The sequence below is a fragment of the Escherichia sp. E.sYA108 genome (assembly GCF_011754335.1).
GTDB lineage: Bacteria > Pseudomonadota > Gammaproteobacteria > Enterobacterales > Enterobacteriaceae > Escherichia > Escherichia coli.
Window position 1 is genome coordinate 446399 of sequence record NZ_JAAQVZ010000001.1, and the last position, 23155, is coordinate 469553.

Annotated in this window: 38 protein-coding genes; 33 read left to right on the forward strand and 5 right to left on the reverse strand. The window is 49.4% G+C overall.

Annotation, left to right across the window (positions count from 1 at the left end; genetic code table 11):
* Nucleotides 1-6: 6 nt before the first annotated feature.
* Entirely contained in the window at nucleotides 7-1959 is a 1953-nt protein-coding gene (gene gspD, locus HBM92_RS02060) for a type II secretion system secretin GspD (RefSeq protein ID WP_001514015.1), read from the reverse strand.
* Nucleotides 1943-2758 carry a type II secretion system protein GspC gene (gene gspC, locus HBM92_RS02065; protein ID WP_001142674.1) on the reverse strand — a complete coding sequence of 272 codons (816 nt, stop codon included), beginning with the start codon at nucleotides 2756-2758 and terminating at the stop codon, nucleotides 1943-1945. The genes gspD and gspC overlap by 17 nt, the downstream gene beginning before the upstream one ends.
* 179 nt (nucleotides 2759-2937) lie before the next feature.
* Between gspC and gspA the strand changes: the two genes are divergently transcribed.
* The 33 genes from gspA (at nucleotide 2938) to arfA (ending at nucleotide 19908) form a co-directional block, all read left to right on the forward strand.
* Nucleotides 2938-4407: a type II secretion system protein GspA gene (gene gspA, locus HBM92_RS02070; protein WP_000107588.1), complete on the forward strand. Its 1470-nt coding sequence runs from the start codon at nucleotides 2938-2940 to the stop codon at nucleotides 4405-4407.
* A 1-nt stretch (nucleotide 4408) separates the two neighbouring features.
* Nucleotides 4409-4831 carry a putative general secretion pathway protein GspB gene (gene gspB / locus HBM92_RS02075; protein ID WP_000461446.1) on the forward strand — a complete coding sequence of 141 codons (423 nt, stop codon included), beginning with the start codon at nucleotides 4409-4411 and terminating at the stop codon, nucleotides 4829-4831.
* 237 nt (nucleotides 4832-5068) lie between these two features.
* Nucleotides 5069-5380: a 30S ribosomal protein S10 gene (rpsJ, locus tag HBM92_RS02080; protein WP_001181004.1), complete on the forward strand. Its 312-nt coding sequence runs from the start codon at nucleotides 5069-5071 to the stop codon at nucleotides 5378-5380.
* Nucleotides 5381-5412: 32 nt separating this feature from the next.
* Entirely contained in the window at nucleotides 5413-6042 is a 630-nt protein-coding gene (gene rplC / locus HBM92_RS02085; protein ID WP_000579833.1) for a 50S ribosomal protein L3, read from the forward strand.
* Between the two features lie 10 nt (nucleotides 6043-6052).
* A complete protein-coding gene (rplD, locus tag HBM92_RS02090) occupies nucleotides 6053-6658 on the forward strand; it encodes a 50S ribosomal protein L4 (RefSeq protein WP_000424395.1) in 606 nt (201 codons plus the stop codon).
* The gene (gene rplW, locus HBM92_RS02095) at nucleotides 6655-6957 is read left to right on the forward strand and encodes a 50S ribosomal protein L23 (RefSeq protein WP_000617544.1); all 303 of its coding nucleotides are present in this window, start codon (nucleotides 6655-6657) and stop codon (nucleotides 6955-6957) included. The genes rplD and rplW overlap by 4 nt, the downstream gene beginning before the upstream one ends.
* Before the next feature lie 17 nt (nucleotides 6958-6974).
* Complete coding sequence (gene rplB, locus HBM92_RS02100; protein WP_000301864.1) at nucleotides 6975-7796, forward strand: 50S ribosomal protein L2; 822 nt, start codon at nucleotides 6975-6977, stop codon at nucleotides 7794-7796.
* A gap of 16 nt (nucleotides 7797-7812) precedes the next feature.
* Nucleotides 7813-8091 carry a 30S ribosomal protein S19 gene (gene rpsS, locus HBM92_RS02105; RefSeq protein ID WP_001138117.1) on the forward strand — a complete coding sequence of 93 codons (279 nt, stop codon included), beginning with the start codon at nucleotides 7813-7815 and terminating at the stop codon, nucleotides 8089-8091.
* A 14-nt stretch (nucleotides 8092-8105) separates the two neighbouring features.
* Nucleotides 8106-8438 (forward strand): 50S ribosomal protein L22, encoded by a 333-nt coding sequence (gene rplV, locus HBM92_RS02110; protein WP_000447529.1) that lies wholly within the window; start codon nucleotides 8106-8108, stop codon nucleotides 8436-8438.
* 17 nt (nucleotides 8439-8455) lie between these two features.
* Nucleotides 8456-9157, forward strand: a complete 702-nt coding sequence (gene rpsC / locus HBM92_RS02115) for a 30S ribosomal protein S3 (protein ID WP_000529945.1) — start codon at nucleotides 8456-8458, stop codon at nucleotides 9155-9157.
* Between the two features lie 12 nt (nucleotides 9158-9169).
* Nucleotides 9170-9580: a 50S ribosomal protein L16 gene (gene rplP / locus HBM92_RS02120; protein WP_000941212.1), complete on the forward strand. Its 411-nt coding sequence runs from the start codon at nucleotides 9170-9172 to the stop codon at nucleotides 9578-9580.
* Complete coding sequence (gene rpmC, locus HBM92_RS02125) at nucleotides 9580-9771, forward strand: 50S ribosomal protein L29 (protein ID WP_000644741.1); 192 nt, start codon at nucleotides 9580-9582, stop codon at nucleotides 9769-9771. Before rplP ends, rpmC begins: the two co-directional genes overlap by 1 nt.
* Entirely contained in the window at nucleotides 9771-10025 is a 255-nt protein-coding gene (gene rpsQ / locus HBM92_RS02130) for a 30S ribosomal protein S17 (RefSeq protein ID WP_000130100.1), read from the forward strand. Before rpmC ends, rpsQ begins: the two co-directional genes overlap by 1 nt.
* Before the next feature lie 164 nt (nucleotides 10026-10189).
* Nucleotides 10190-10561 (forward strand): 50S ribosomal protein L14, encoded by a 372-nt coding sequence (gene rplN, locus HBM92_RS02135; protein WP_000613955.1) that lies wholly within the window; start codon nucleotides 10190-10192, stop codon nucleotides 10559-10561.
* A 10-nt stretch (nucleotides 10562-10571) separates the two neighbouring features.
* On the forward strand, nucleotides 10572-10886 hold the full coding sequence (gene rplX, locus HBM92_RS02140; protein WP_000729186.1) for a 50S ribosomal protein L24: 315 nt from the start codon (nucleotides 10572-10574) through the stop codon (nucleotides 10884-10886).
* A 14-nt stretch (nucleotides 10887-10900) separates the two neighbouring features.
* The gene (gene rplE, locus HBM92_RS02145) at nucleotides 10901-11440 is read left to right on the forward strand and encodes a 50S ribosomal protein L5 (RefSeq protein ID WP_001096200.1); all 540 of its coding nucleotides are present in this window, start codon (nucleotides 10901-10903) and stop codon (nucleotides 11438-11440) included.
* Nucleotides 11441-11454: 14 nt separating this feature from the next.
* Nucleotides 11455-11760 carry a 30S ribosomal protein S14 gene (gene rpsN / locus HBM92_RS02150; protein WP_001118930.1) on the forward strand — a complete coding sequence of 102 codons (306 nt, stop codon included), beginning with the start codon at nucleotides 11455-11457 and terminating at the stop codon, nucleotides 11758-11760.
* Between the two features lie 33 nt (nucleotides 11761-11793).
* Complete coding sequence (gene rpsH, locus HBM92_RS02155; protein ID WP_000062611.1) at nucleotides 11794-12186, forward strand: 30S ribosomal protein S8; 393 nt, start codon at nucleotides 11794-11796, stop codon at nucleotides 12184-12186.
* Nucleotides 12187-12198: 12 nt separating this feature from the next.
* Nucleotides 12199-12732 carry a 50S ribosomal protein L6 gene (gene rplF, locus HBM92_RS02160; RefSeq protein WP_000091945.1) on the forward strand — a complete coding sequence of 178 codons (534 nt, stop codon included), beginning with the start codon at nucleotides 12199-12201 and terminating at the stop codon, nucleotides 12730-12732.
* 9 nt (nucleotides 12733-12741) lie between these two features.
* Nucleotides 12742-13095 (forward strand): 50S ribosomal protein L18, encoded by a 354-nt coding sequence (gene rplR / locus HBM92_RS02165; protein WP_000358960.1) that lies wholly within the window; start codon nucleotides 12742-12744, stop codon nucleotides 13093-13095.
* 14 nt (nucleotides 13096-13109) lie between these two features.
* Entirely contained in the window at nucleotides 13110-13613 is a 504-nt protein-coding gene (gene rpsE, locus HBM92_RS02170) for a 30S ribosomal protein S5 (protein WP_000940121.1), read from the forward strand.
* A 3-nt stretch (nucleotides 13614-13616) separates the two neighbouring features.
* Nucleotides 13617-13796 carry a 50S ribosomal protein L30 gene (gene rpmD / locus HBM92_RS02175; RefSeq protein ID WP_001140433.1) on the forward strand — a complete coding sequence of 60 codons (180 nt, stop codon included), beginning with the start codon at nucleotides 13617-13619 and terminating at the stop codon, nucleotides 13794-13796.
* Between the two features lie 3 nt (nucleotides 13797-13799).
* Nucleotides 13800-14234 (forward strand): 50S ribosomal protein L15, encoded by a 435-nt coding sequence (rplO, locus tag HBM92_RS02180; protein ID WP_001238917.1) that lies wholly within the window; start codon nucleotides 13800-13802, stop codon nucleotides 14232-14234.
* A gap of 7 nt (nucleotides 14235-14241) precedes the next feature.
* Entirely contained in the window at nucleotides 14242-15573 is a 1332-nt protein-coding gene (secY, locus tag HBM92_RS02185; protein ID WP_001118861.1) for a preprotein translocase subunit SecY, read from the forward strand.
* A 31-nt stretch (nucleotides 15574-15604) separates the two neighbouring features.
* Entirely contained in the window at nucleotides 15605-15721 is a 117-nt protein-coding gene (gene rpmJ / locus HBM92_RS02190; protein ID WP_000868187.1) for a 50S ribosomal protein L36, read from the forward strand.
* A 146-nt stretch (nucleotides 15722-15867) separates the two neighbouring features.
* Complete coding sequence (rpsM, locus tag HBM92_RS02195) at nucleotides 15868-16224, forward strand: 30S ribosomal protein S13 (protein WP_000090775.1); 357 nt, start codon at nucleotides 15868-15870, stop codon at nucleotides 16222-16224.
* A gap of 16 nt (nucleotides 16225-16240) precedes the next feature.
* Complete coding sequence (gene rpsK, locus HBM92_RS02200) at nucleotides 16241-16630, forward strand: 30S ribosomal protein S11 (protein WP_001029684.1); 390 nt, start codon at nucleotides 16241-16243, stop codon at nucleotides 16628-16630.
* Between the two features lie 33 nt (nucleotides 16631-16663).
* Nucleotides 16664-17284 (forward strand): 30S ribosomal protein S4, encoded by a 621-nt coding sequence (gene rpsD, locus HBM92_RS02205; RefSeq protein WP_000135224.1) that lies wholly within the window; start codon nucleotides 16664-16666, stop codon nucleotides 17282-17284.
* Between the two features lie 25 nt (nucleotides 17285-17309).
* On the forward strand, nucleotides 17310-18299 hold the full coding sequence (locus tag HBM92_RS02210; protein ID WP_001162094.1) for a DNA-directed RNA polymerase subunit alpha: 990 nt from the start codon (nucleotides 17310-17312) through the stop codon (nucleotides 18297-18299).
* A 40-nt stretch (nucleotides 18300-18339) separates the two neighbouring features.
* Nucleotides 18340-18723 (forward strand): 50S ribosomal protein L17, encoded by a 384-nt coding sequence (gene rplQ, locus HBM92_RS02215; protein WP_001216368.1) that lies wholly within the window; start codon nucleotides 18340-18342, stop codon nucleotides 18721-18723.
* Between the two features lie 106 nt (nucleotides 18724-18829).
* Complete coding sequence (locus HBM92_RS02220) at nucleotides 18830-19198, forward strand: DUF1992 domain-containing protein (protein WP_000266504.1); 369 nt, start codon at nucleotides 18830-18832, stop codon at nucleotides 19196-19198.
* 10 nt (nucleotides 19199-19208) lie between these two features.
* On the forward strand, nucleotides 19209-19634 hold the full coding sequence (zntR, locus tag HBM92_RS02225; RefSeq protein WP_000285610.1) for a Zn(2+)-responsive transcriptional regulator: 426 nt from the start codon (nucleotides 19209-19211) through the stop codon (nucleotides 19632-19634).
* Nucleotides 19635-19689: 55 nt separating this feature from the next.
* A complete protein-coding gene (gene arfA / locus HBM92_RS02230) occupies nucleotides 19690-19908 on the forward strand; it encodes an alternative ribosome-rescue factor ArfA (protein WP_000092695.1) in 219 nt (72 codons plus the stop codon).
* Here arfA and mscL read toward each other — a convergent pair.
* From mscL to rsmB, 3 genes are all read right to left on the reverse strand, one after another.
* A complete protein-coding gene (mscL, locus tag HBM92_RS02235) occupies nucleotides 19905-20318 on the reverse strand; it encodes a large-conductance mechanosensitive channel protein MscL (RefSeq protein ID WP_000022450.1) in 414 nt (137 codons plus the stop codon). The genes arfA and mscL overlap by 4 nt on opposite strands.
* A gap of 129 nt (nucleotides 20319-20447) precedes the next feature.
* The gene (gene trkA / locus HBM92_RS02240) at nucleotides 20448-21824 is read right to left on the reverse strand and encodes a Trk system potassium transporter TrkA (RefSeq protein ID WP_000691387.1); all 1377 of its coding nucleotides are present in this window, start codon (nucleotides 21822-21824) and stop codon (nucleotides 20448-20450) included.
* Between the two features lie 21 nt (nucleotides 21825-21845).
* Nucleotides 21846-23135, reverse strand: coding sequence for a 16S rRNA (cytosine(967)-C(5))-methyltransferase RsmB (gene rsmB, locus HBM92_RS02245; RefSeq protein WP_000744773.1), 1290 nt, complete (start codon nucleotides 23133-23135; stop codon nucleotides 21846-21848).
* Nucleotides 23136-23155: the final 20 nt, after the last annotated feature.

The window sequence follows — 23155 nt, forward strand, 5'->3', positions numbered from 1 at the left end:
AATGCCTCACCGTGACGATGGCGCAGGAGCGTGACTGTTGAACGTGTTCTCATCCAGCACCGGCAAATCTTCCGAGCCAATCAGCGCTTTTGATTTCCCGTCGATTCGCAGCTGTTGCTCCTGGCGGTAGCGGGTGTATTTCTCTTTTGACAGTGAGCGATAAACATCATCGTCACGGATAATCGTCGGACGGATAAATACCATCAGGTTGCGTTTAGCGCGCTCGGTCGAGGTATAGCGGAAGAGTTGTCCCACTAAAGGAATATCGCCAAGCAGAGGAACCTTTGACACTTGCTCTTTAGAAAAATCATCCAGCAATCCGCCCAGGACCACCGTTTCACCGGTTTTAACCAGCACGGCGTTTTGAATAGTACGGGTGTTAAATGTCGGGCCGAGCGTCGAATTAGACGAAGAGTCAACGCTGGAAACCTCCTGCTCTATTTCGAGCAGTACCGCGTCGCCTTCATTGACCTGCGGAGTGACTTTGAGTTTTGTGCCCACCGTTTTGCGTTCGACAGTATTAAAGACGTTATCCCCAGAAGTGGTCTGAGAGCCGGATAGCACCGGCACATCCTGACCAACGTTGAAGGACGCGAGTTTATTATCCAGCGTTACGATGCTCGGGGTGGCGAGGATGTCATTTTTATTGTTACTGGCCAGCGCAGTCAACAATACGCCCCAGTCGCCATTGAAGAAGCCTGCAGCCATGCCATTGTAGGCGCTAAACATATCCCAGGCAGGATTCGCGCTGGTGATCCCGCCATTCTTTTTATAATCAGCTACACCTTGCGCAGCGTTAAAAACCGGTAATCCCGTATTGGTAAATTGCTGTGCGCCAACGTTTTTATTCGCCCATTGCACGCCGAGGTTGAGTCCATTTCCATCCTGAACTTCGACGATGATTGCCTCAACCAGCACCTGTGCACGGCGAATATCCAGACGCGCAATTACCGTGGCGAGTTTCTCCTGGACGGACTGGTCAGCGGTAATGACCAACGAGTTGGTCTGTTCATCGGCGGTAATGGCCACATTATCCATCGCAGAAGTAGAAGAAGGCTTACGCGAATTCCCTTTTTCATCTTTCAGCTTTTCGGAAACACCGGTTAGCACTTCCACCAGATTCGTGGCTTTAGCATATTTCAGGTAATAGACCCGGGTATTTCCTTCCTCGCTCTCTTCGACATCAAGGCTTTTCAGTAATGAAGTTATGCGCTGGCGTGCTTTTTCCGGCCCGCTGATGATAAGAGAGTTGGTTCGCTTATCCGCCACAATCTTCGCGGAAAGGAGGGCAGGCATCTGGCTTTTACCGTGGCTTTCGCTGATTAATTGATTAAGAATCTCGGCGAGATCTTCCGCTGATGCATATTCCAGATGAATAATTTGCTGCTTCTCTGTGCCGATGACATCAACGCGCTTTATGACTTCAATCAGTTTATTAATGGTGGAGGCACGACCGGTCAGAATAAGAACGTTGGAGGGTTCATAATGCACAACATTACCGACGCTACCCGCATCCATCATCTGGCGGAGCAGGGGAGCCAGGTCACGAGCAGGAACGTTCTCAAGCGGTACGATTCGGGTGACCAACTCATCACCTACGCCTGGACGAGAACTGTCAGCAATCATCCCTGGCGATGTTTTTACATTAGCTGAGCGCACCACTTTCAGAAAACCATTGTCCAGCGTGATCACGGAATAACCGTAAAGATCAAGAATACTTAAAAAGAACTGGTAGTACTCCTGTTGGCTAAACGTATCATTACTGCGTACGGAAATGGTTCCCTGTACCGAAGGGTCGATCAGGATCGTTTTGCCAAGATGCTGACCCACTATTTCCACGAACTGGCGGATATCGGCGTTATTGAAGTTAGCGCCGTATTGTTCGTTCTCAGCGTGCCCTGCACAAGGCATAAGTAGTGCTGCCAGCAAGCAGCAGGTGATTTTATTGAGTCCCTTCATTGCGCTGTCCATTCATTCCTGTAAGTTCCGCGACGGAAACATTTATCAAGCGGGGTACGCCGTTGCGACGAATTGTAAACTGAGCACTTTGTTGAGTTAGCAGTAAACTTAATGCCTGTGAAACCTCATCAGGGTGGGTCAGCGAAAGATTATTGATCCTGAGGGCGATATCCCCAGGTTGCAGCAAGCTGGTGGTAAATGCATTGAGACCCTTACGAGGATTCAATCGAAGACCGTATATCTGTTCTCCATCACGTATAGGTGTGGCGATAATATAATCGGCGAGTACATTTTGATTTTCCGAATCAGGCTGCTTGATGATGTCAGGTAGCCCTGGATGGAGAGTTACTTTTTCGTAATGCCCGTGAGTTTCAAACACAACGCTGGTTTTATTTATTTTTCTAATAAACGTTCCCGGCGCTGACTCAAGGGCTTCGTTGAGGGAGTATCGCTTTTGTTCGTTCCCCTCATTAATTAAGACAAAAGAAGTCTCATCATTCGATGTGAGTACAATGCCATTAAGCGCTATAGAGAGCTTAGGTGTTTCCTGATTAACTGCCACGGGATTTGCATCTTTTACCCCAGCATGATTTTCGTTGCGCCATAAAGCGGCAAGGCTGAATTCAGACTGAAATGCATTTGTTGGTTGATTAATGATCTGTTCATTTTTAACTATAGTTGTATGGAAATAATTCACATTAAAAATAATCAACCCTATGCTTATAAATATAATCAATATATTGATGGCAGCATCTTTATTATGATTCGCCAGATGGAAAGGGAAAGGTAGTGTGGGCACGATGTATGTTCTAATAAAATAGATTGGGTGGGTTGTATATTGACGTTAGTATAAATAGTATTAATGCCGCTTGCATGAATCAAGCAAAATTTATTTATATTAGTAATATGTATTTAATTAATAAATACATACATTATTTTTATGATTAAGGATAATCAATAATTAAAACAGGAAGTTCTATGTCTACGAGAAGAGAAGTCATTCTTTCCTGGTTGCGTGAGAAACGTCAGACCTGGCGTCTGTGCTATTTGTTGGGTGAGGCTGGAAGTGGAAAAACCTGGCTGGCGCAGCAACTACAAAAAGATAAACATCGCCGTGTGATTACTTTAAGCCTCGTTGTTTCCTGGCAAGGTAAGGCCGCATGGATCGTTACCGACGATAATGCGGCTGAACAGGGCTGCCGTGACAGCGCCTGGACGCGAGATGAGATGGCGGGTCAATTACTGCATGCACTTCATCGAACTGATAGTCGCTGCCCTCTTATTATTATTGAAAATGCTCACCTGAATCACCGCCGCATACTTGATGATCTCCAACGCGCGATATCTCTTATTCCTGACGGTCAATTTTTGCTGATCGGCAGACCCGATCGAAAAGTTGAACGTGATTTTAAAAAACAGGGCATTGAACTTGTCTCGACAGGTCGTCTGACGGAGCACGAGCTTAAGGCAAGCATCCTTGAAGGTCAGAATATTGACCAGCCCGATCTCCTTTTAACCGCCAGAGTTCTGAAACGGATAGCTTTATTATGTCGGGGAGATCGCAGAAAGCTGGCGCTTGCCGGCGAAACAATTAGCTTATTACAGCAAGCCGAGCAGACCCGCGTTTTCACTGCAAAACAATGGCGAATGATTTACCGCGTATTAGGTGATAACCGCCCCCGGAAAATGCAGCTTGCCGTGGTGATGAGTGGAACCATTATCGCACTTACCTGTGGTTGGCTACTGCTGTCCTCTTTCACAGCTCCGTTACCCGTTCCTGCGTGGCTGATACCCGTAACGCCAGTAGCTAAACAAGATATGACTAAGGATATTGCCCATGTGGTGATGCGCGATAGTGAGGCGCTAAGCGTGTTATACGGCGTATGGGGGTACGAGGTCCCAGCCGATTCGGCCTGGTGCGATCAGGCAGTAAGAGCGGGGCTGGTATGTAAAAGTGGGAATGCTTCTTTACAAACATTGGTGGATCAGAATTTGCCCTGGATCGCATCGCTTAAAGTCGGGGACAAAAAATTGCCTGTTGTGGTCGTTCGCGTCGGTGATGCTACCGTTGATGTACTCGTAGGGCAGCAAACCTGGACGCTGACACATAAATGGTTTGAGTTGGTATGGACGGGTGATTATCTTCTGTTGTGGAAAATGTCGCCGGAAGGGGAGAGTACCATTACGCATGATAGCAGCGAGGAAGAGATTCTCTGGCTGGAAACGATGTTAAACCGCGCATTGCATATTTCGACAGAATCTTCGGCAGAGTGGCGTCCCTTGTTGGTAGAAAAAATAAAGCAATTTCAAAAAAGCCATCACTTGAAAACTGACGGTGTTGTTGGCTTTTCAACGTTAGTACATCTCTGGCAGGTGGCGGGGGAGAGTGCCTACTTATATCGGGATGAAGCAAATATTTCCCCAGAAACAACAGTGAAGGGGAAATGACATGTTTGAATTCTATATCGCCGCGCGTGAGCAGAAAGAAACGGGTCACCCTGGTATCTTCTCCCGACAAAAACACAGCACCATAATATATGTCATTTGTTTATTGCTGATTTGCCTGTGGTTTGCAGGAATGGTATTGGTTGGTGGGTATGCCAGGCAGCTATGGGCGCTTTGGATAGTAAAAGCAGAAGTCACAGTAGTAGATGCTGAAACGCCTGCTTTTAAACAATCAACACAACACTATTTTTTCAAAAAACAGCCACTCCCCGTCGTCGAATCCGTCGAGGAGGAAGATGACCCAGGCGTCGCGGTTGAGAATGCCACCTCTTCTTCTGAAGACGAAGAAAATACTGTAGAAGAAAGCGACGAGAAAGCCGGTTTAAGAGAGCGTGTCAAAAATGCGCTGAACGAACTTGAGAGATAACCCGAAAGCTGTTTACTTTACTAGCAATACGCTTGCGTTCGGTGGTTAAGTATGTATAATGCGCGGGCTTGTCGTAGTTGACAGCAGGTTCAATCTGAACCTCAGTTAGCCGAATTTGGCTACCTAACAATGCTCCCAATCGGGGAGCTACGTAAGAACGGTTACACTCTCCCATCAATCGTAATGGGTCTGAGGAGTAATCATTTTCGTTTATAAAATAATTGGAGCTCTGGTCTCATGCAGAACCAAAGAATCCGTATCCGCCTGAAAGCGTTTGATCATCGTCTGATCGATCAAGCAACCGCGGAAATCGTCGAGACTGCCAAGCGCACTGGTGCGCAGGTCCGTGGTCCGATCCCGCTGCCGACACGCAAAGAGCGCTTCACTGTTCTGATCTCCCCGCACGTCAACAAAGACGCGCGCGATCAGTACGAAATCCGTACTCACTTGCGTCTGGTTGACATCGTTGAGCCAACCGAGAAAACCGTTGATGCTCTGATGCGTCTGGATCTGGCTGCCGGTGTAGACGTGCAGATCAGCCTGGGTTAATCAGGTCATTGAGCGATTGAGAGGTTGAAACAATGATTGGTTTAGTCGGTAAAAAAGTGGGTATGACCCGTATCTTCACAGAAGACGGCGTTTCTATCCCAGTAACCGTAATCGAAGTTGAAGCAAACCGCGTTACTCAGGTTAAAGACCTGGCTAACGATGGCTACCGTGCTATTCAGGTGACCACCGGTGCTAAAAAAGCTAACCGTGTGACCAAGCCTGAAGCTGGACACTTCGCTAAAGCTGGCGTAGAAGCTGGCCGTGGTCTGTGGGAATTCCGCCTGGCTGAAGGCGAAGAGTTCACTGTAGGTCAGAGCATTAGCGTTGAACTGTTTGCTGACGTTAAAAAAGTTGACGTAACTGGCACCTCTAAAGGTAAAGGTTTCGCAGGTACCGTTAAGCGCTGGAACTTCCGTACCCAGGACGCTACTCACGGTAACTCCTTGTCTCACCGCGTTCCGGGTTCTATCGGTCAGAACCAGACTCCGGGCAAAGTGTTCAAAGGCAAGAAAATGGCAGGTCAGATGGGTAACGAACGTGTAACCGTTCAGAGCCTTGACGTAGTACGCGTTGACGCTGAGCGCAACCTGCTGCTGGTTAAAGGCGCTGTCCCGGGTGCAACCGGTAGCGACCTGATCGTTAAACCAGCTGTGAAGGCGTAAGGAGATAGCAATGGAATTAGTATTGAAAGACGCGCAGAGCGCGCTGACTGTTTCCGAAACTACCTTCGGTCGTGATTTCAACGAAGCGCTGGTTCACCAGGTTGTTGTTGCTTATGCAGCTGGTGCTCGTCAGGGTACTCGTGCTCAGAAGACTCGTGCTGAAGTAACTGGTTCCGGTAAAAAACCGTGGCGCCAGAAAGGCACCGGCCGTGCGCGTTCTGGTTCTATCAAGAGCCCGATCTGGCGTTCTGGTGGCGTGACCTTTGCTGCTCGTCCGCAGGACCACAGTCAAAAAGTTAACAAGAAGATGTACCGCGGCGCGCTGAAAAGCATCCTGTCCGAACTGGTACGTCAGGATCGTCTGATCGTTGTCGAGAAGTTCTCTGTAGAAGCGCCGAAAACTAAGCTGCTGGCACAGAAACTGAAAGACATGGCTCTGGAAGATGTGCTGATCATCACCGGTGAGCTGGACGAGAACCTGTTCCTGGCTGCGCGCAACCTGCACAAGGTTGACGTACGCGATGCAACTGGTATCGACCCGGTTAGCCTGATCGCCTTCGACAAAGTCGTAATGACTGCTGATGCTGTTAAGCAAGTTGAGGAGATGCTGGCATGATTCGTGAAGAACGTCTGCTGAAGGTGCTGCGTGCACCGCACGTTTCTGAAAAAGCGTCTACTGCGATGGAAAAATCCAACACCATCGTACTCAAAGTTGCTAAAGACGCGACCAAAGCAGAAATCAAAGCTGCTGTGCAGAAACTGTTTGAAGTCGAAGTCGAAGTCGTTAACACCCTGGTAGTTAAAGGGAAAGTTAAACGTCACGGACAGCGTATCGGTCGTCGTAGCGACTGGAAAAAAGCTTACGTCACCCTGAAAGAAGGCCAGAATCTGGACTTCGTTGGCGGCGCTGAGTAAGTCGGAGGAGTAATACAATGGCAGTTGTTAAATGTAAACCGACATCTCCGGGTCGTCGCCACGTAGTTAAAGTGGTTAACCCTGAGCTGCACAAGGGCAAACCTTTTGCTCCGTTGCTGGAAAAAAACAGCAAATCCGGTGGTCGTAACAACAATGGCCGTATCACCACTCGTCATATCGGTGGTGGCCACAAGCAGGCTTACCGTATTGTTGACTTCAAACGCAACAAAGACGGTATCCCGGCAGTTGTTGAACGTCTTGAGTACGATCCGAACCGTTCCGCGAACATCGCGCTGGTTCTGTACAAAGACGGTGAACGCCGTTACATCCTGGCCCCTAAAGGCCTGAAAGCTGGCGACCAGATTCAGTCTGGCGTTGATGCTGCAATCAAACCAGGTAACACCCTGCCGATGCGCAACATCCCGGTTGGTTCTACTGTTCATAACGTAGAAATGAAACCAGGTAAAGGCGGTCAGCTGGCACGTTCCGCTGGTACTTACGTTCAGATCGTTGCTCGTGATGGTGCTTATGTCACCCTGCGTCTGCGTTCTGGTGAAATGCGTAAAGTAGAAGCAGACTGCCGTGCAACTCTGGGCGAAGTTGGCAATGCTGAGCATATGCTGCGCGTTCTGGGTAAAGCAGGTGCTGCACGCTGGCGTGGTGTTCGTCCGACCGTTCGCGGTACCGCGATGAACCCGGTAGACCACCCACATGGTGGTGGTGAAGGTCGTAACTTTGGTAAGCACCCGGTAACTCCGTGGGGCGTTCAGACCAAAGGTAAGAAGACCCGCAGCAACAAGCGTACTGATAAATTCATCGTACGTCGCCGTAGCAAATAATTTTAGAGGATAAGCCATGCCACGTTCTCTCAAGAAAGGTCCTTTTATTGACCTGCACTTGCTGAAGAAGGTAGAGAAAGCGGTGGAAAGCGGAGACAAGAAGCCCCTGCGCACTTGGTCCCGTCGTTCAACGATCTTTCCTAACATGATCGGTTTGACCATCGCTGTCCATAATGGTCGTCAGCACGTTCCGGTATTTGTAACCGACGAAATGGTCGGTCACAAACTGGGTGAATTCGCACCGACTCGTACTTATCGCGGCCACGCTGCTGATAAAAAAGCGAAGAAGAAATAAGGTAGGAGGAAGAGATGGAAACTATCGCTAAACATCGCCATGCTCGTTCTTCTGCTCAGAAGGTTCGCCTTGTTGCTGACCTGATTCGCGGTAAGAAAGTGTCGCAGGCTCTGGATATTTTGACCTACACCAACAAGAAAGCGGCTGTACTGGTCAAGAAAGTTCTGGAATCTGCCATTGCTAACGCTGAACACAACGATGGCGCTGACATTGACGATCTGAAAGTTACGAAAATTTTCGTAGACGAAGGCCCGAGCATGAAGCGCATTATGCCGCGTGCAAAAGGTCGTGCAGATCGCATCCTGAAGCGCACCAGCCACATCACTGTGGTTGTGTCCGATCGCTGAGACTCTGGAGACTAGCAATGGGTCAGAAAGTACATCCTAATGGTATTCGCCTGGGTATTGTAAAACCATGGAACTCTACCTGGTTTGCGAACACCAAAGAATTCGCTGACAACCTGGACAGCGATTTTAAAGTACGTCAGTACCTGACTAAGGAACTGGCTAAAGCGTCCGTATCTCGTATCGTTATCGAGCGTCCGGCTAAGAGCATCCGTGTAACCATTCACACTGCTCGCCCGGGTATCGTTATCGGTAAAAAAGGTGAAGACGTAGAAAAACTGCGTAAGGTCGTAGCGGACATCGCTGGCGTTCCTGCACAGATCAACATCGCCGAAGTTCGTAAGCCTGAACTGGACGCAAAACTGGTTGCTGACAGCATCACTTCTCAGCTGGAACGTCGCGTTATGTTCCGTCGTGCTATGAAGCGTGCTGTACAGAACGCAATGCGTCTGGGCGCTAAAGGTATTAAAGTTGAAGTTAGCGGCCGTCTGGGCGGCGCGGAAATCGCACGTACCGAATGGTACCGCGAAGGTCGCGTACCGCTGCACACTCTGCGTGCTGACATCGACTACAACACCTCTGAAGCGCACACCACTTACGGTGTAATCGGCGTTAAAGTGTGGATCTTCAAAGGCGAGATCCTGGGTGGTATGGCTGCTGTTGAACAACCGGAAAAACCGGCTGCTCAGCCTAAAAAGCAGCAGCGTAAAGGCCGTAAATAAGGAGCGTCGCTGATGTTACAACCAAAGCGTACAAAATTCCGTAAAATGCACAAAGGCCGTAACCGCGGTCTGGCGCAGGGTACGGATGTTAGCTTCGGCAGCTTCGGTCTGAAAGCTGTTGGCCGTGGTCGTCTGACTGCACGTCAGATCGAAGCAGCACGTCGTGCTATGACCCGTGCAGTTAAGCGTCAAGGTAAGATCTGGATCCGTGTGTTCCCGGACAAACCGATCACTGAAAAGCCGCTGGCAGTGCGTATGGGTAAAGGTAAAGGTAACGTGGAGTATTGGGTTGCCTTGATTCAGCCGGGTAAAGTCCTGTATGAAATGGACGGTGTTCCGGAAGAGCTGGCCCGTGAAGCATTCAAGCTGGCAGCAGCGAAACTGCCGATTAAAACCACCTTTGTAACTAAGACGGTGATGTAATGAAAGCAAAAGAGCTGCGTGAGAAGAGCGTTGAAGAGCTGAACACCGAGCTGCTGAACCTGCTGCGTGAGCAGTTCAACCTGCGTATGCAGGCTGCAAGTGGCCAGCTGCAACAGTCTCACCTGTTGAAGCAAGTGCGTCGCGATGTCGCACGCGTTAAGACTTTACTGAACGAGAAGGCGGGTGCGTAATGACCGATAAAATCCGTACTCTGCAAGGTCGCGTTGTTAGCGACAAAATGGAGAAATCCATTGTTGTTGCTATCGAACGTTTTGTGAAACACCCGATCTACGGTAAATTCATCAAGCGTACGACCAAACTGCACGTACATGACGAGAACAACGAATGCGGTATCGGTGACGTGGTTGAAATCCGCGAATGCCGTCCGCTGTCCAAGACTAAATCCTGGACGCTGGTTCGCGTTGTAGAGAAAGCGGTTCTGTAATACAGTACACTCTCTCGATACGAATAAACGGCTCAGAAATGAGCCGTTTATTTTTTCTACCCATATCCTTGAAGCGGTGTTATAATGCCGCGCCCTCGATATGGGGATTTTTAACGACCTGATTTTCGGGTCTCAGTAGTAGTTGACATTAGCGGAGCACTAAAATGATCCAAGAACAGACTATGCTGAACGTCGCCGACAACTCCGGTGCACGTCGCGTAATGTGTATCAAGGTTCTGGGTGGCTCGCACCGTCGCTACGCAGGCGTAGGCGACATCATCAAGATCACCATCAAAGAAGCAATTCCGCGTGGTAAGGTCAAAAAAGGTGATGTGCTGAAGGCGGTAGTGGTGCGCACCAAGAAGGGTGTTCGTCGCCCGGACGGTTCTGTCATTCGCTTCGATGGTAATGCTTGTGTTCTTCTGAACAACAACAGCGAGCAGCCTATCGGTACGCGTATTTTTGGGCCGGTAACTCGTGAGCTTCGTAGTGAGAAGTTCATGAAAATTATCTCTCTGGCACCAGAAGTACTCTAAGGAGCGAATCATGGCAGCGAAAATCCGTCGTGATGACGAAGTTATCGTGTTAACCGGTAAAGATAAAGGTAAACGCGGTAAAGTTAAGAATGTCCTGTCTTCCGGCAAGGTCATTGTTGAAGGTATCAACCTGGTTAAGAAACATCAGAAGCCGGTTCCGGCCCTGAACCAACCGGGTGGCATCGTTGAAAAAGAAGCCGCTATTCAGGTTTCCAACGTAGCAATCTTCAATGCGACAACCGGCAAGGCTGACCGTGTAGGCTTTAGATTCGAAGACGGTAAAAAAGTCCGTTTCTTCAAGTCTAACAGCGAAACTATCAAGTAATTTGGAGTAGTACGATGGCGAAACTGCATGATTACTACAAAGACGAAGTAGTTAAAAAACTCATGACTGAGTTTAACTACAATTCTGTCATGCAAGTCCCTCGGGTCGAGAAGATCACCCTGAACATGGGTGTTGGTGAAGCGATCGCTGACAAAAAACTGCTGGATAACGCAGCAGCAGACCTGGCAGCAATTTCCGGTCAAAAACCGCTGATCACCAAAGCACGCAAATCTGTTGCAGGCTTCAAAATCCGTCAGGGCTATCCGATCGGCTGTAAAGTAACTCTGCGTGGCGAACGCATGTGGGAGTTCTTTGAGCGCCTGATCACTATTGCTGTACCTCGTATCCGTGACTTCCGTGGCCTGTCCGCTAAGTCTTTCGACGGTCGTGGTAACTACAGCATGGGTGTCCGTGAGCAGATCATCTTCCCAGAAATCGACTACGATAAAGTCGACCGCGTTCGTGGTTTGGATATTACCATTACCACTACTGCGAAATCTGACGAAGAAGGCCGCGCTCTGCTGGCTGCCTTTGACTTCCCGTTCCGCAAGTAAGGTAGGGTTACTAAATGGCTAAGCAATCAATGAAAGCACGCGAAGTAAAACGCGTAGCTTTAGCTGATAAATACTTCGCGAAACGCGCTGAACTGAAAGCGATCATCTCTGATGTGAACGCTTCCGACGAAGATCGTTGGAACGCTGTTCTCAAGCTGCAGACTCTGCCGCGTGATTCCAGCCCGTCTCGTCAGCGTAACCGCTGCCGTCAAACAGGTCGTCCGCATGGTTTCCTGCGGAAGTTCGGGTTGAGCCGTATTAAGGTCCGTGAAGCCGCTATGCGCGGTGAAATCCCGGGTCTGAAAAAGGCTAGCTGGTAATTGTCACCAATTGAATCACGGGAGTAAAGACAGATGAGCATGCAAGATCCGATCGCGGATATGCTGACCCGTATCCGTAACGGTCAGGCCGCGAACAAAGCTGCGGTCACCATGCCTTCCTCCAAGCTGAAAGTGGCAATCGCCAACGTGCTGAAGGAAGAAGGTTTTATTGAAGATTTTAAAGTTGAAGGCGACACCAAGCCTGAACTGGAACTTACTCTGAAGTATTTCCAGGGCAAAGCTGTTGTAGAAAGCATTCAGCGTGTCAGCCGCCCAGGTCTGCGCATCTATAAACGTAAAGATGAGCTGCCGAAAGTTATGGCGGGTCTGGGTATCGCAGTTGTTTCTACCTCTAAAGGTGTTATGACTGATCGTGCAGCGCGCCAGGCTGGTCTTGGTGGCGAAATTATCTGCTACGTAGCCTAATCGGAGGAAAAAATGTCTCGTGTTGCTAAAGCACCGGTCGTTGTTCCTGCCGGCGTTGACGTAAAAATCAACGGTCAGGTTATTACGATCAAAGGTAAAAACGGCGAGCTGACTCGTACTCTCAACGATGCTGTTGAAGTTAAACATGCAGATAATACCCTGACCTTCGGTCCGCGTGATGGTTACGCAGACGGTTGGGCACAGGCTGGTACCGCGCGTGCCCTGCTGAACTCAATGGTTATCGGTGTTACCGAAGGCTTCACTAAGAAGCTGCAGCTGGTTGGTGTAGGTTACCGTGCAGCGGTTAAAGGCAATGTGATTAACCTGTCTCTGGGTTTCTCTCATCCTGTTGACCATCAGCTGCCTGCGGGTATCACTGCTGAATGTCCGACTCAGACTGAAATCGTGCTGAAAGGCGCTGATAAGCAGGTGATCGGCCAGGTTGCAGCGGATCTGCGCGCCTACCGTCGTCCTGAGCCTTACAAAGGCAAGGGTGTTCGTTACGCCGACGAAGTCGTGCGTACCAAAGAGGCTAAGAAGAAGTAAGGTAACACTATGGATAAGAAATCTGCTCGTATCCGTCGTGCGACCCGCGCACGCCGCAAGCTCCAGGAGCTGGGCGCAACTCGCCTGGTGGTACATCGTACCCCGCGTCACATTTACGCACAGGTAATTGCACCGAACGGTTCTGAAGTTCTGGTAGCTGCTTCTACTGTAGAAAAAGCTATCGCTGAACAACTGAAGTACACCGGTAACAAAGACGCGGCTGCAGCTGTGGGTAAAGCTGTCGCTGAACGCGCTCTGGAAAAAGGCATCAAAGATGTATCCTTTGACCGTTCCGGGTTCCAATATCATGGTCGTGTCCAGGCACTGGCAGATGCTGCCCGTGAAGCTGGCCTTCAGTTCTAAGGTAGAGGTGTAAGATGGCTCACATCGAAAAACAAGCTGGCGAACTGCAGGAAAAGCTGATCGCGGTAAACCGCGTATCTAAAACCGTTAAAGGTGGTCGTATTTTCTCCTTCACAGCTCTGACTGTAGTTGGCGATGGTAACGGTCGCGTTGGTTTTGGTTACGGTAAAGCGCGTGAAGTTCCAGCAGCGATCCAGAAAGCGATGGAAAAAGCCCGTCGCAATATGATTAACGTCGCGCTGAATAACGGCACTCTGCAACACCCTGTTAAAGGTGTTCATACGGGTTCTCGCGTATTCATGCAGCCGGCTTCCGAAGGTACCGGTATCATCGCCGGTGGTGCAATGCGCGCCGTTCTGGAAGTCGCTGGGGTTCATAACGTTCTGGCTAAAGCGTATGGTTCCACCAACCCGATTAACGTGGTTCGTGCAACTATCGATGGCCTGGAAAATATGAATTCTCCAGAAATGGTCGCTGCCAAGCGTGGTAAATCCGTTGAAGAAATTCTGGGGAAATAAACCATGGCAAAGACTATTAAAATTACTCAAACCCGCAGTGCAATCGGTCGTCTGCCGAAACACAAGGCAACGCTGCTTGGCCTGGGTCTGCGTCGTATTGGTCACACCGTAGAGCGCGAGGATACTCCTGCTATTCGCGGTATGATCAACGCGGTTTCCTTCATGGTTAAAGTTGAGGAGTAAGAGATGCGTTTAAATACTCTGTCTCCGGCCGAAGGCTCCAAAAAGGCGGGTAAACGCCTGGGTCGTGGTATCGGTTCTGGCCTCGGTAAAACCGGTGGTCGTGGTCACAAAGGTCAGAAATCTCGTTCTGGCGGTGGCGTACGTCGCGGTTTCGAGGGTGGTCAGATGCCTCTGTACCGTCGTCTGCCGAAATTCGGCTTCACTTCTCGTAAAGCAGCGATTACAGCCGAAGTTCGTCTGTCTGACCTGGCTAAAGTAGAAGGCGGTGTTGTAGACCTGAACACGCTGAAAGCGGCTAACATTATCGGTATCCAGATCGAGTTCGCGAAAGTGATCCTGGCTGGCGAAGTAACGACTCCGGTAACTGTTCGTGGCCTGCGTGTTACTAAAGGCGCTCGTGCTGCTATCGAAGCTGCTGGCGGTAAAATCGAGGAATAAGTAGCAGATGGCTAAACAACCGGGATTAGATTTTCAAAGTGCCAAAGGTGGCTTAGGCGAGCTGAAACGCAGACTGCTGTTTGTTATCGGTGCGCTGATTGTGTTCCGTATTGGCTCTTTTATTCCGATCCCTGGTATTGATGCCGCTGTACTTGCCAAACTGCTTGAGCAACAGCGAGGCACCATCATTGAGATGTTTAACATGTTCTCTGGTGGTGCTCTCAGCCGTGCTTCTATCTTTGCTCTGGGGATCATGCCGTATATTTCGGCGTCGATCATTATCCAGCTACTGACGGTGGTTCATCCAACGTTGGCAGAAATTAAGAAAGAAGGGGAGTCTGGTCGTCGTAAGATCAGCCAGTACACCCGCTACGGTACTCTGGTGCTGGCAATATTCCAGTCGATCGGTATTGCTACTGGTCTGCCGAATATGCCTGGTATGCAAGGCCTGGTGATTAACCCGGGCTTTGCATTCTACTTCACCGCTGTTGTAAGTCTGGTCACAGGAACCATGTTCCTGATGTGGTTGGGCGAACAGATCACTGAACGAGGTATCGGCAACGGTATTTCAATCATTATCTTCGCCGGTATTGTCGCGGGACTCCCGCCAGCCATTGCCCATACTATCGAGCAAGCGCGTCAAGGCGACCTGCACTTCCTCGTGTTGCTGTTGGTTGCAGTATTAGTATTTGCAGTGACGTTCTTTGTTGTATTTGTTGAGCGTGGTCAACGCCGCATTGTGGTAAACTACGCGAAACGTCAGCAAGGTCGTCGTGTCTATGCTGCACAGAGCACACATTTACCGCTGAAAGTGAATATGGCGGGGGTAATCCCGGCAATCTTCGCTTCCAGTATTATTCTGTTCCCGGCGACCATCGCGTCATGGTTCGGGGGCGGTACTGGTTGGAACTGGCTGACAACAATTTCGCTGTATTTGCAGCCTGGGCAACCGCTTTATGTGTTACTCTATGCGTCTGCAATCATCTTCTTCTGTTTCTTCTACACGGCGTTGGTTTTCAACCCGCGTGAAACAGCAGATAACCTGAAGAAGTCCGGTGCATTTGTACCAGGAATTCGTCCGGGAGAGCAAACGGCGAAGTATATCGATAAAGTAATGACCCGCCTGACCTTGGTTGGTGCGCTGTACATTACCTTTATCTGCCTGATCCCGGAGTTCATGCGTGATGCAATGAAAGTACCGTTCTACTTCGGTGGGACCTCACTGCTTATCGTTGTTGTCGTGATTATGGACTTTATGGCTCAAGTGCAAACTCTGATGATGTCCAGTCAGTATGAGTCTGCATTGAAGAAGGCGAACCTGAAAGGCTACGGCCGATAATTGGTCGCCCGAGAAGTTACGGAGAGTAAAAATGAAAGTTCGTGCTTCCGTCAAGAAATTATGCCGTAACTGCAAAATCGTTAAGCGTGATGGTGTCATCCGTGTGATTTGCAGTGCCGAGCCGAAGCATAAACAGCGCCAAGGCTGATTTTTTCGCATATTTTTCTTGCAAAGTTGGGTTGAGCTGGCTAGATTAGCCAGCCAATCTTTTGTATGTCTGTGCGTTTCCATTTGAGTATCCTGAAAACGGGCTTTTCAGCATGGAACGTACATATTAAATAGTAGGAGTGCATAGTGGCCCGTATAGCAGGCATTAACATTCCTGATCATAAGCATGCCGTAATCGCATTAACTTCGATTTATGGCGTCGGCAAGACCCGTTCTAAAGCCATCCTGGCTGCAGCGGGTATCGCTGAAGATGTTAAGATCAGTGAGCTGTCTGAAGGACAAATCGACACGCTGCGTGACGAAGTTGCCAAATTTGTCGTTGAAGGTGATCTGCGCCGTGAAATCAGCATGAGCATCAAGCGCCTGATGGATCTTGGTTGCTATCGCGGTTTGCGTCATCGTCGTGGTCTCCCGGTTCGCGGTCAGCGTACCAAGACCAACGCACGTACCCGTAAGGGTCCGCGCAAACCGATCAAGAAATAATCGGGGTGATTGAATAATGGCAAAGGCACCAATTCGTGCACGTAAACGTGTAAGAAAACAAGTCTCTGACGGCGTGGCTCATATCCATGCTTCTTTCAACAACACCATCGTGACTATCACTGATCGTCAGGGTAACGCGTTGGGTTGGGCAACAGCCGGTGGTTCCGGTTTCCGTGGTTCTCGCAAATCCACTCCGTTTGCAGCACAGGTTGCAGCAGAGCGTTGCGCTGACGCCGTGAAAGAATACGGCATCAAGAATCTGGAAGTTATGGTTAAAGGTCCGGGTCCAGGCCGCGAATCTACTATTCGTGCTCTGAACGCCGCAGGTTTCCGCATCACTAACATTACTGATGTGACTCCGATCCCTCATAACGGTTGTCGTCCGCCGAAAAAACGTCGCGTATAACGCCTCGTTTTCCAGGTTTGTTGGAGAAAGAAAATGGCAAGATATTTGGGTCCTAAGCTCAAGCTGAGCCGTCGTGAGGGCACCGACTTATTCCTTAAGTCTGGCGTTCGCGCGATCGATACCAAGTGTAAAATTGAACAAGCTCCTGGCCAGCACGGTGCGCGTAAACCGCGTCTGTCTGACTATGGTGTGCAGTTGCGTGAAAAGCAAAAAGTTCGCCGTATCTATGGTGTGCTGGAGCGTCAGTTCCGTAACTACTACAAAGAAGCAGCACGTCTGAAAGGCAACACCGGTGAAAACCTGTTGGCTCTGCTGGAAGGTCGTCTGGACAACGTTGTATACCGTATGGGCTTCGGTGCCACTCGTGCAGAAGCACGTCAGCTGGTTAGCCATAAAGCAATTATGGTAAACGGTCGTGTTGTTAACATCGCTTCTTATCAGGTTAGTCCGAATGACGTTGTAAGCATTCGTGAGAAAGCGAAGAAGCAGTCTCGCGTGAAAGCCGCTCTGGAGCTGGCTGAGCAGCGTGAAAAGCCAACCTGGCTGGAAGTTGATGCTGGCAAGATGGAAGGTACGTTTAAGCGTAAGCCGGAGCGTTCTGATCTGTCTGCGGACATTAACGAACACCTGATCGTCGAGCTTTACTCCAAGTAAAGCTTAGTACCAAAGAGAGGACACAATGCAGGGTTCTGTGACAGAGTTTCTAAAACCGCGCCTGGTTGATATCGAGCAAGTGAGTTCGACGCACGCCAAGGTGACCCTTGAGCCTTTAGAGCGTGGCTTTGGCCATACTCTGGGTAACGCACTGCGCCGTATTCTGCTCTCATCGATGCCGGGTTGCGCGGTGACCGAGGTTGAGATTGATGGTGTACTACATGAGTACAGCACCAAAGAAGGCGTTCAGGAAGATATCCTGGAAATCCTGCTCAACCTGAAAGGGCTGGCGGTGAGAGTTCAGGGCAAAGATGAAGTTATTCTTACCTTGAATAAATCTGGCATTGGCCCTGTGACTGCAGCCGATATCACCCACGACGGTGATGTCGAAATCGTCAAGCCGCAGCACGTGATCTGCCACCTGACCGATGAGAACGCGTCTATTAGCATGCGTATCAAAGTTCAGCGCGGTCGTGGTTATGTGCCGGCTTCTACCCGAATTCATTCGGAAGAAGATGAGCGCCCAATCGGCCGTCTGCTGGTCGACGCATGCTACAGCCCTGTGGAGCGTATTGCCTACAATGTTGAAGCAGCGCGTGTAGAACAGCGTACCGACCTGGACAAGCTGGTCATCGAAATGGAAACCAACGGCACAATCGATCCTGAAGAGGCGATTCGTCGTGCGGCAACCATTCTGGCTGAACAACTGGAAGCTTTCGTTGACTTACGTGATGTACGTCAGCCTGAAGTGAAAGAAGAGAAACCAGAGTTCGATCCGATCCTGCTGCGCCCTGTTGACGATCTGGAATTGACTGTCCGCTCTGCTAACTGCCTTAAAGCAGAAGCTATCCACTATATCGGTGATCTGGTACAGCGTACCGAGGTTGAGCTCCTTAAAACGCCTAACCTTGGTAAAAAATCTCTTACTGAGATTAAAGACGTGCTGGCTTCCCGTGGACTGTCTCTGGGCATGCGCCTGGAAAACTGGCCACCGGCAAGCATCGCTGACGAGTAACCGGATCACAGGTTAAGGTTTTACTGAGAAGGATAAGGTCATGCGCCATCGTAAGAGTGGTCGTCAACTGAACCGCAACAGCAGCCATCGCCAGGCTATGTTCCGCAATATGGCAGGTTCACTGGTTCGTCATGAAATCATCAAGACGACTCTGCCTAAAGCGAAAGAGCTGCGCCGCGTAGTTGAGCCGCTGATTACTCTTGCCAAGACTGATAGCGTTGCTAATCGTCGTCTGGCATTCGCCCGTACTCGTGATAACGAGATCGTGGCAAAACTGTTTAACGAACTGGGCCCGCGTTTCGCGAGCCGTGCCGGTGGTTACACTCGTATTCTGAAGTGTGGCTTCCGTGCAGGCGACAATGCGCCGATGGCTTACATCGAGCTGGTTGATCGTTCAGAGAAAGCAGAAGCTGCTGCAGAGTAATCTGAAGCAACGTAAAAAAACCCGCCCCGGCGGGTTTTTTTATACCCGTAGCATCCCCACTTATCTACAATAGCTGTACTCTTTTTGTTCATCCCCTGGAGTATTTATGTGGTTACTTGACCAGTGGGCAGAGCGTCATATAGCAGAAGCGCAAGCGAAAGGTGAGTTTGATAACCTGGTAGGTAGCGGCGAACCATTGATACTGGATGATGATTCTCATGTGCCACCGGAATTACGTGCGGGGTATCGCTTGCTGAAGAATGCTGGTTGCTTACCGCCAGAACTTGAGCATAGGAGGGAAGCAATACAGCTTCTGGATATTCTCAAAGGTATCCGTCATGATGATCCGCAATATCAAGAGGTTAGTCGTCGATTGTCATTACTGGAATTGAAGCTGCGACAAGCTGGATTGAGTACCGATTTTTTACGCGGCGATTATGCTGACAAGTTGTTGAACAAAATCAACGATAACTAGTGGAGTATGTATGTATCGCATTGGTGAGCTGGCAAAAATGGCGGAAGTAACACCCGACACGATTCGTTATTACGAAAAGCAGCAGATGATGGAGCATGAAGTACGCACCGAAGGTGGGTTTCGCCTGTATACCGAAAGCGATCTCCAGCGATTGAAATTTATCCGCCATGCCAGACAACTAGGTTTCAGTCTGGAGTCGATCCGCGAGTTGCTGTCGATCCGTATCGATCCTGAACACCATACCTGTCAGGAGTCAAAAGGCATTGTGCAGGAAAGATTGCAGGAAGTCGAAGCTCGTATAGCCGAGTTGCAGAGTATGCAGCGTTCCTTGCAACGCCTTAATGATACCTGTTGTGGGACCGCCCATAGCAGTGTTTATTGCTCGATTCTTGAAGCTCTTGAACAAGGGGCGAGTGGCGTTAAGAGTGGCTGTTGATTTTTTGCACTGGCAGGATTACACTCGCGCCGTTAAATAACCAACTGGAGTTTTTATGAGCCGATATCAGCATACTAAAGGGCAGATAAAGGATAATGCGATAGAAGCATTACTACATGATCCCTTATTCCGACAGCGAGTAGAGAAAAATAAGAAAGGGAAAGGCAGTTACATGCGAAAAGGAAAACATGGCAATCGGGGGAACTGGGAGGCCAGTGGCAAGAAAGTAAATCACTTTTTTACCACTGGCCTTCTGCTTTCAGACGCTTGTTAAGAGCGGTTATTCTGCTCTTTCAGCAAATCACGAATTTCTGTCAGTAATACTTCTTCTTTAGTTGGTGCAGGTGTTGCTGCTGCTGGTTCTTCTTTTTTCCGATTCAGTTTGTTGATTAGCTTAATCGCCATAAAGATGGCAAAGGCCACTATCAGAAAATCAAAGACGTTTTGAATGAAGACACCGTAATGCATCACAACAGCAGGGATATCCCCTTGGGCCTCGCGTAGCGTGACAGCAAACTGTTTAAAGTCGATCCCGCCAATTAATAAGCCCAGAGGTGGCATGATGATATCGGCAACCAGTGAAGATACAATCTTCCCGAATGCCGCTCCGATAATGACACCCACTGCCAAATCCACCACGTTCCCGCGCATCGCAAATTCGCGAAATTCTTTAATAATGCTCATGTTATTCTCCCTATGAAGCCGACAACCATAAGTCTAACAAATGTTAAGCCATTTTCCTGCCAGGAATGGATTTAATTAATCCTTAATAATCAAAGGGAAATAATAAGGCGTCATTAGACGCCTTATTAATTACAAGAAGAAAGGACTTGGCTGGAAGAGTCTTTCGACGTCGGTAATAAACTTTTTATCTGTGAGGAACATAATTACGTGATCGCCTTGCTCAATGCGCAGATTGTCATTGGCAATCATCACATCGTTTCCACGTACCACCGCTCCAATAATCGTTCCTGGCGGTAGCTTGATTTCGTCAATGACTCTGCCGACAACGCGTGAGGTGCTTTCATCACCGTGAGCAACGGCTTCAATAGCTTCTGCTACGCCGCGGCGTAATGAGGAAACACCAACAATATCTGCTTTTCGCACATGGCTAAGCAACGCAGAAATAGTTGCTTGTTGTGGTGAAATCGCAATATCGATCACGCTCCCCTGAACCAGATCCACATAAGCGCGACGTTGGATCAATACCATCACCTTTTTCGCACCCATACGTTTGGCAAGCATGGCGGACATGATATTGGCCTCGTCATCGTTGGTGACGGCAATAAACAGATCAACTTGATCGATATGTTCTTCGGCCAGCAGTTCTTGATCCGACGCATCACCAAAAAAGACGATCGTATTCTGCAACTTTTCCGCCAGTTCGGCAGCGCGCTGCTGATTACGTTCGATGAGTTTAACGCTGTAATCTTTTTCCAGACGACGCGCCAGCCCTGCACCGATATTACCGCCACCAACCAGCATGATCCGCTTATACGGTTTTTCCAGTCGCTGTAATTCACTCATCACCGCGCGGATATGCTGTGAAGCGGCAATAAAGAACACTTCATCACCAGCTTCAACAATGGTCGAACCTTGCGGACGAATGGGGCGATTGTGGCGGAAAATTGCTGCCACACGAGTATCGATATGTGGCATATGTTCGCGCATGGTCGAAAGTGCATTACCAATCAGCGGGCCGCCATAATAGGCTTTAACCACAGCCAGGCTGACTTTACCCTCAGCGAAGTTCACCACCTGCAATGCGCCGGGATACTCAATCAGTCGGTAAATATTATCGATAACCAACTGCTCTGGTGCGATCAGATGATCAATCGGAACAGCATCTGAATGAAATAGCTTATCGGCATCGCGCACGTAGTCTGGTGAGCGGATACGAGCGATGCGATTAGGGGTGTTGAAAAGTGAGTAGGCTACCTGGCAGGCAACCATATTGGTTTCATCTGAACTGGTTACAGCAACCAGCATATCGGCGTCGTCGGCACCTGCCTCCCGCAATACGCGTGGATGAGAGCCATGCCCCTGCACGACTCGCAGGTCAAATTTATCCTGTAAGGTCCGCAGACGCTCACCGTTGGTATCGACAACAGTAATATCGTTGTTCTCGCCAACCAGGTTTTCCGCCAGTGTGCCGCCAACCTGGCCGGCACCCAGAATGATAATTTTCATCAGTCGCGACCCGTTATCTCATCACTTTTTGATTAGCTTAGCGTAAAAGAAGCCGTCGCCCTCTTCGGCACCGGGCAAATTTTGTTTACCCGGTTGCTCTGGTGTTCCTGTTTCGCAAAGTTCGGCATCAGCGGTACGTTGCAAAAAGGCTTTAATCTGCAGGCTATTCTCTTCCGGTAACACCGAACAGGTGGCATAGACCAGGGTTCCTCCGGATTTTAAATGCGACCAGATGGCGTCGAGAATTTCAGACTGCAACTGCGCGAGTTCTGGGATATCGCGATCGCGGCGTAACCATTTAATATCCGGATGGCGACGAATTACACCAGTTGCCGAACAAGGTGCATCTAATAAAATGCGATCGAACTGTTGCTCACCACACCATTGGGAAGGGTAACGGCCATCACCTTGTTTTACGGTTGCCTTCATACCAAGGCGTTTTAAATTGTCGTAAACGCGAGAGAGGCGCTGCTCATCAATATCGACCGCCAGAACTTGCGCCTCTGGAGCAACCTCAAGAATATGCGTTGTTTTACCGCCTGGGGCGGCGCAAAGATCCAGAATGTGTTCACCATTTTGTGGAGCAAGCCAGGTCATGCAACCTTGTGCTGAAGCATCCTGAACGGTAACCCATCCTTCTTCAAAACCGGGTAGCGCATGAACAGGTGCAGGTGTTTCCAGCTGTACAGCATCAGGGTAATCCGCATGCGGGAAACCTTTCATTCCTGCTTCATCCAGCAATGCAAGCCAGCTGTCGCGGGAATGATGCGTACGATTAACGCGCAGCCACATTGGCGGACGCTGGTTATTGGCTTCGACGATGGATTGCCACTGCTCGGGATACGCCTTTTGCAGACGCTTCAGCAACCAGGAAGGATGCAGATAACGTGCATCACTGGCATTAAACTCGGCTAATAACTCATCTTGCTGACGCTGGAACTGACGTAATACACCGTTAATCAATCCCTTAAGTTGCGGGCGCTTAATTGCAACTGCGCCTTCAACCGTTTCAGCCAGCGCGGCATGAGGTGGAATGCGGGTATAAAGCAGTTGATACAAACCAACCATAATCAGGTAATGAACAGTACGCTGTTTGCCTGTCATCGGACGGGCCATTAGCTTATTAATCAGCCAGTCTGACTGTGAGAGCGTACGCAGTACGCCAAAGCATAACTCCTGGAGAAGAGCTTTATCTTTATCGGAAACTTTTTGCTGGAGCGGTGGCAGAATGTTGCTCAGTGATTGCCCTTGCTCAACGACTTGTTCAATGGCCTGGGCCGCCATGCTACGTAAATTACGTTGTTTTTTCATAAGTATAAATATAAAGATGC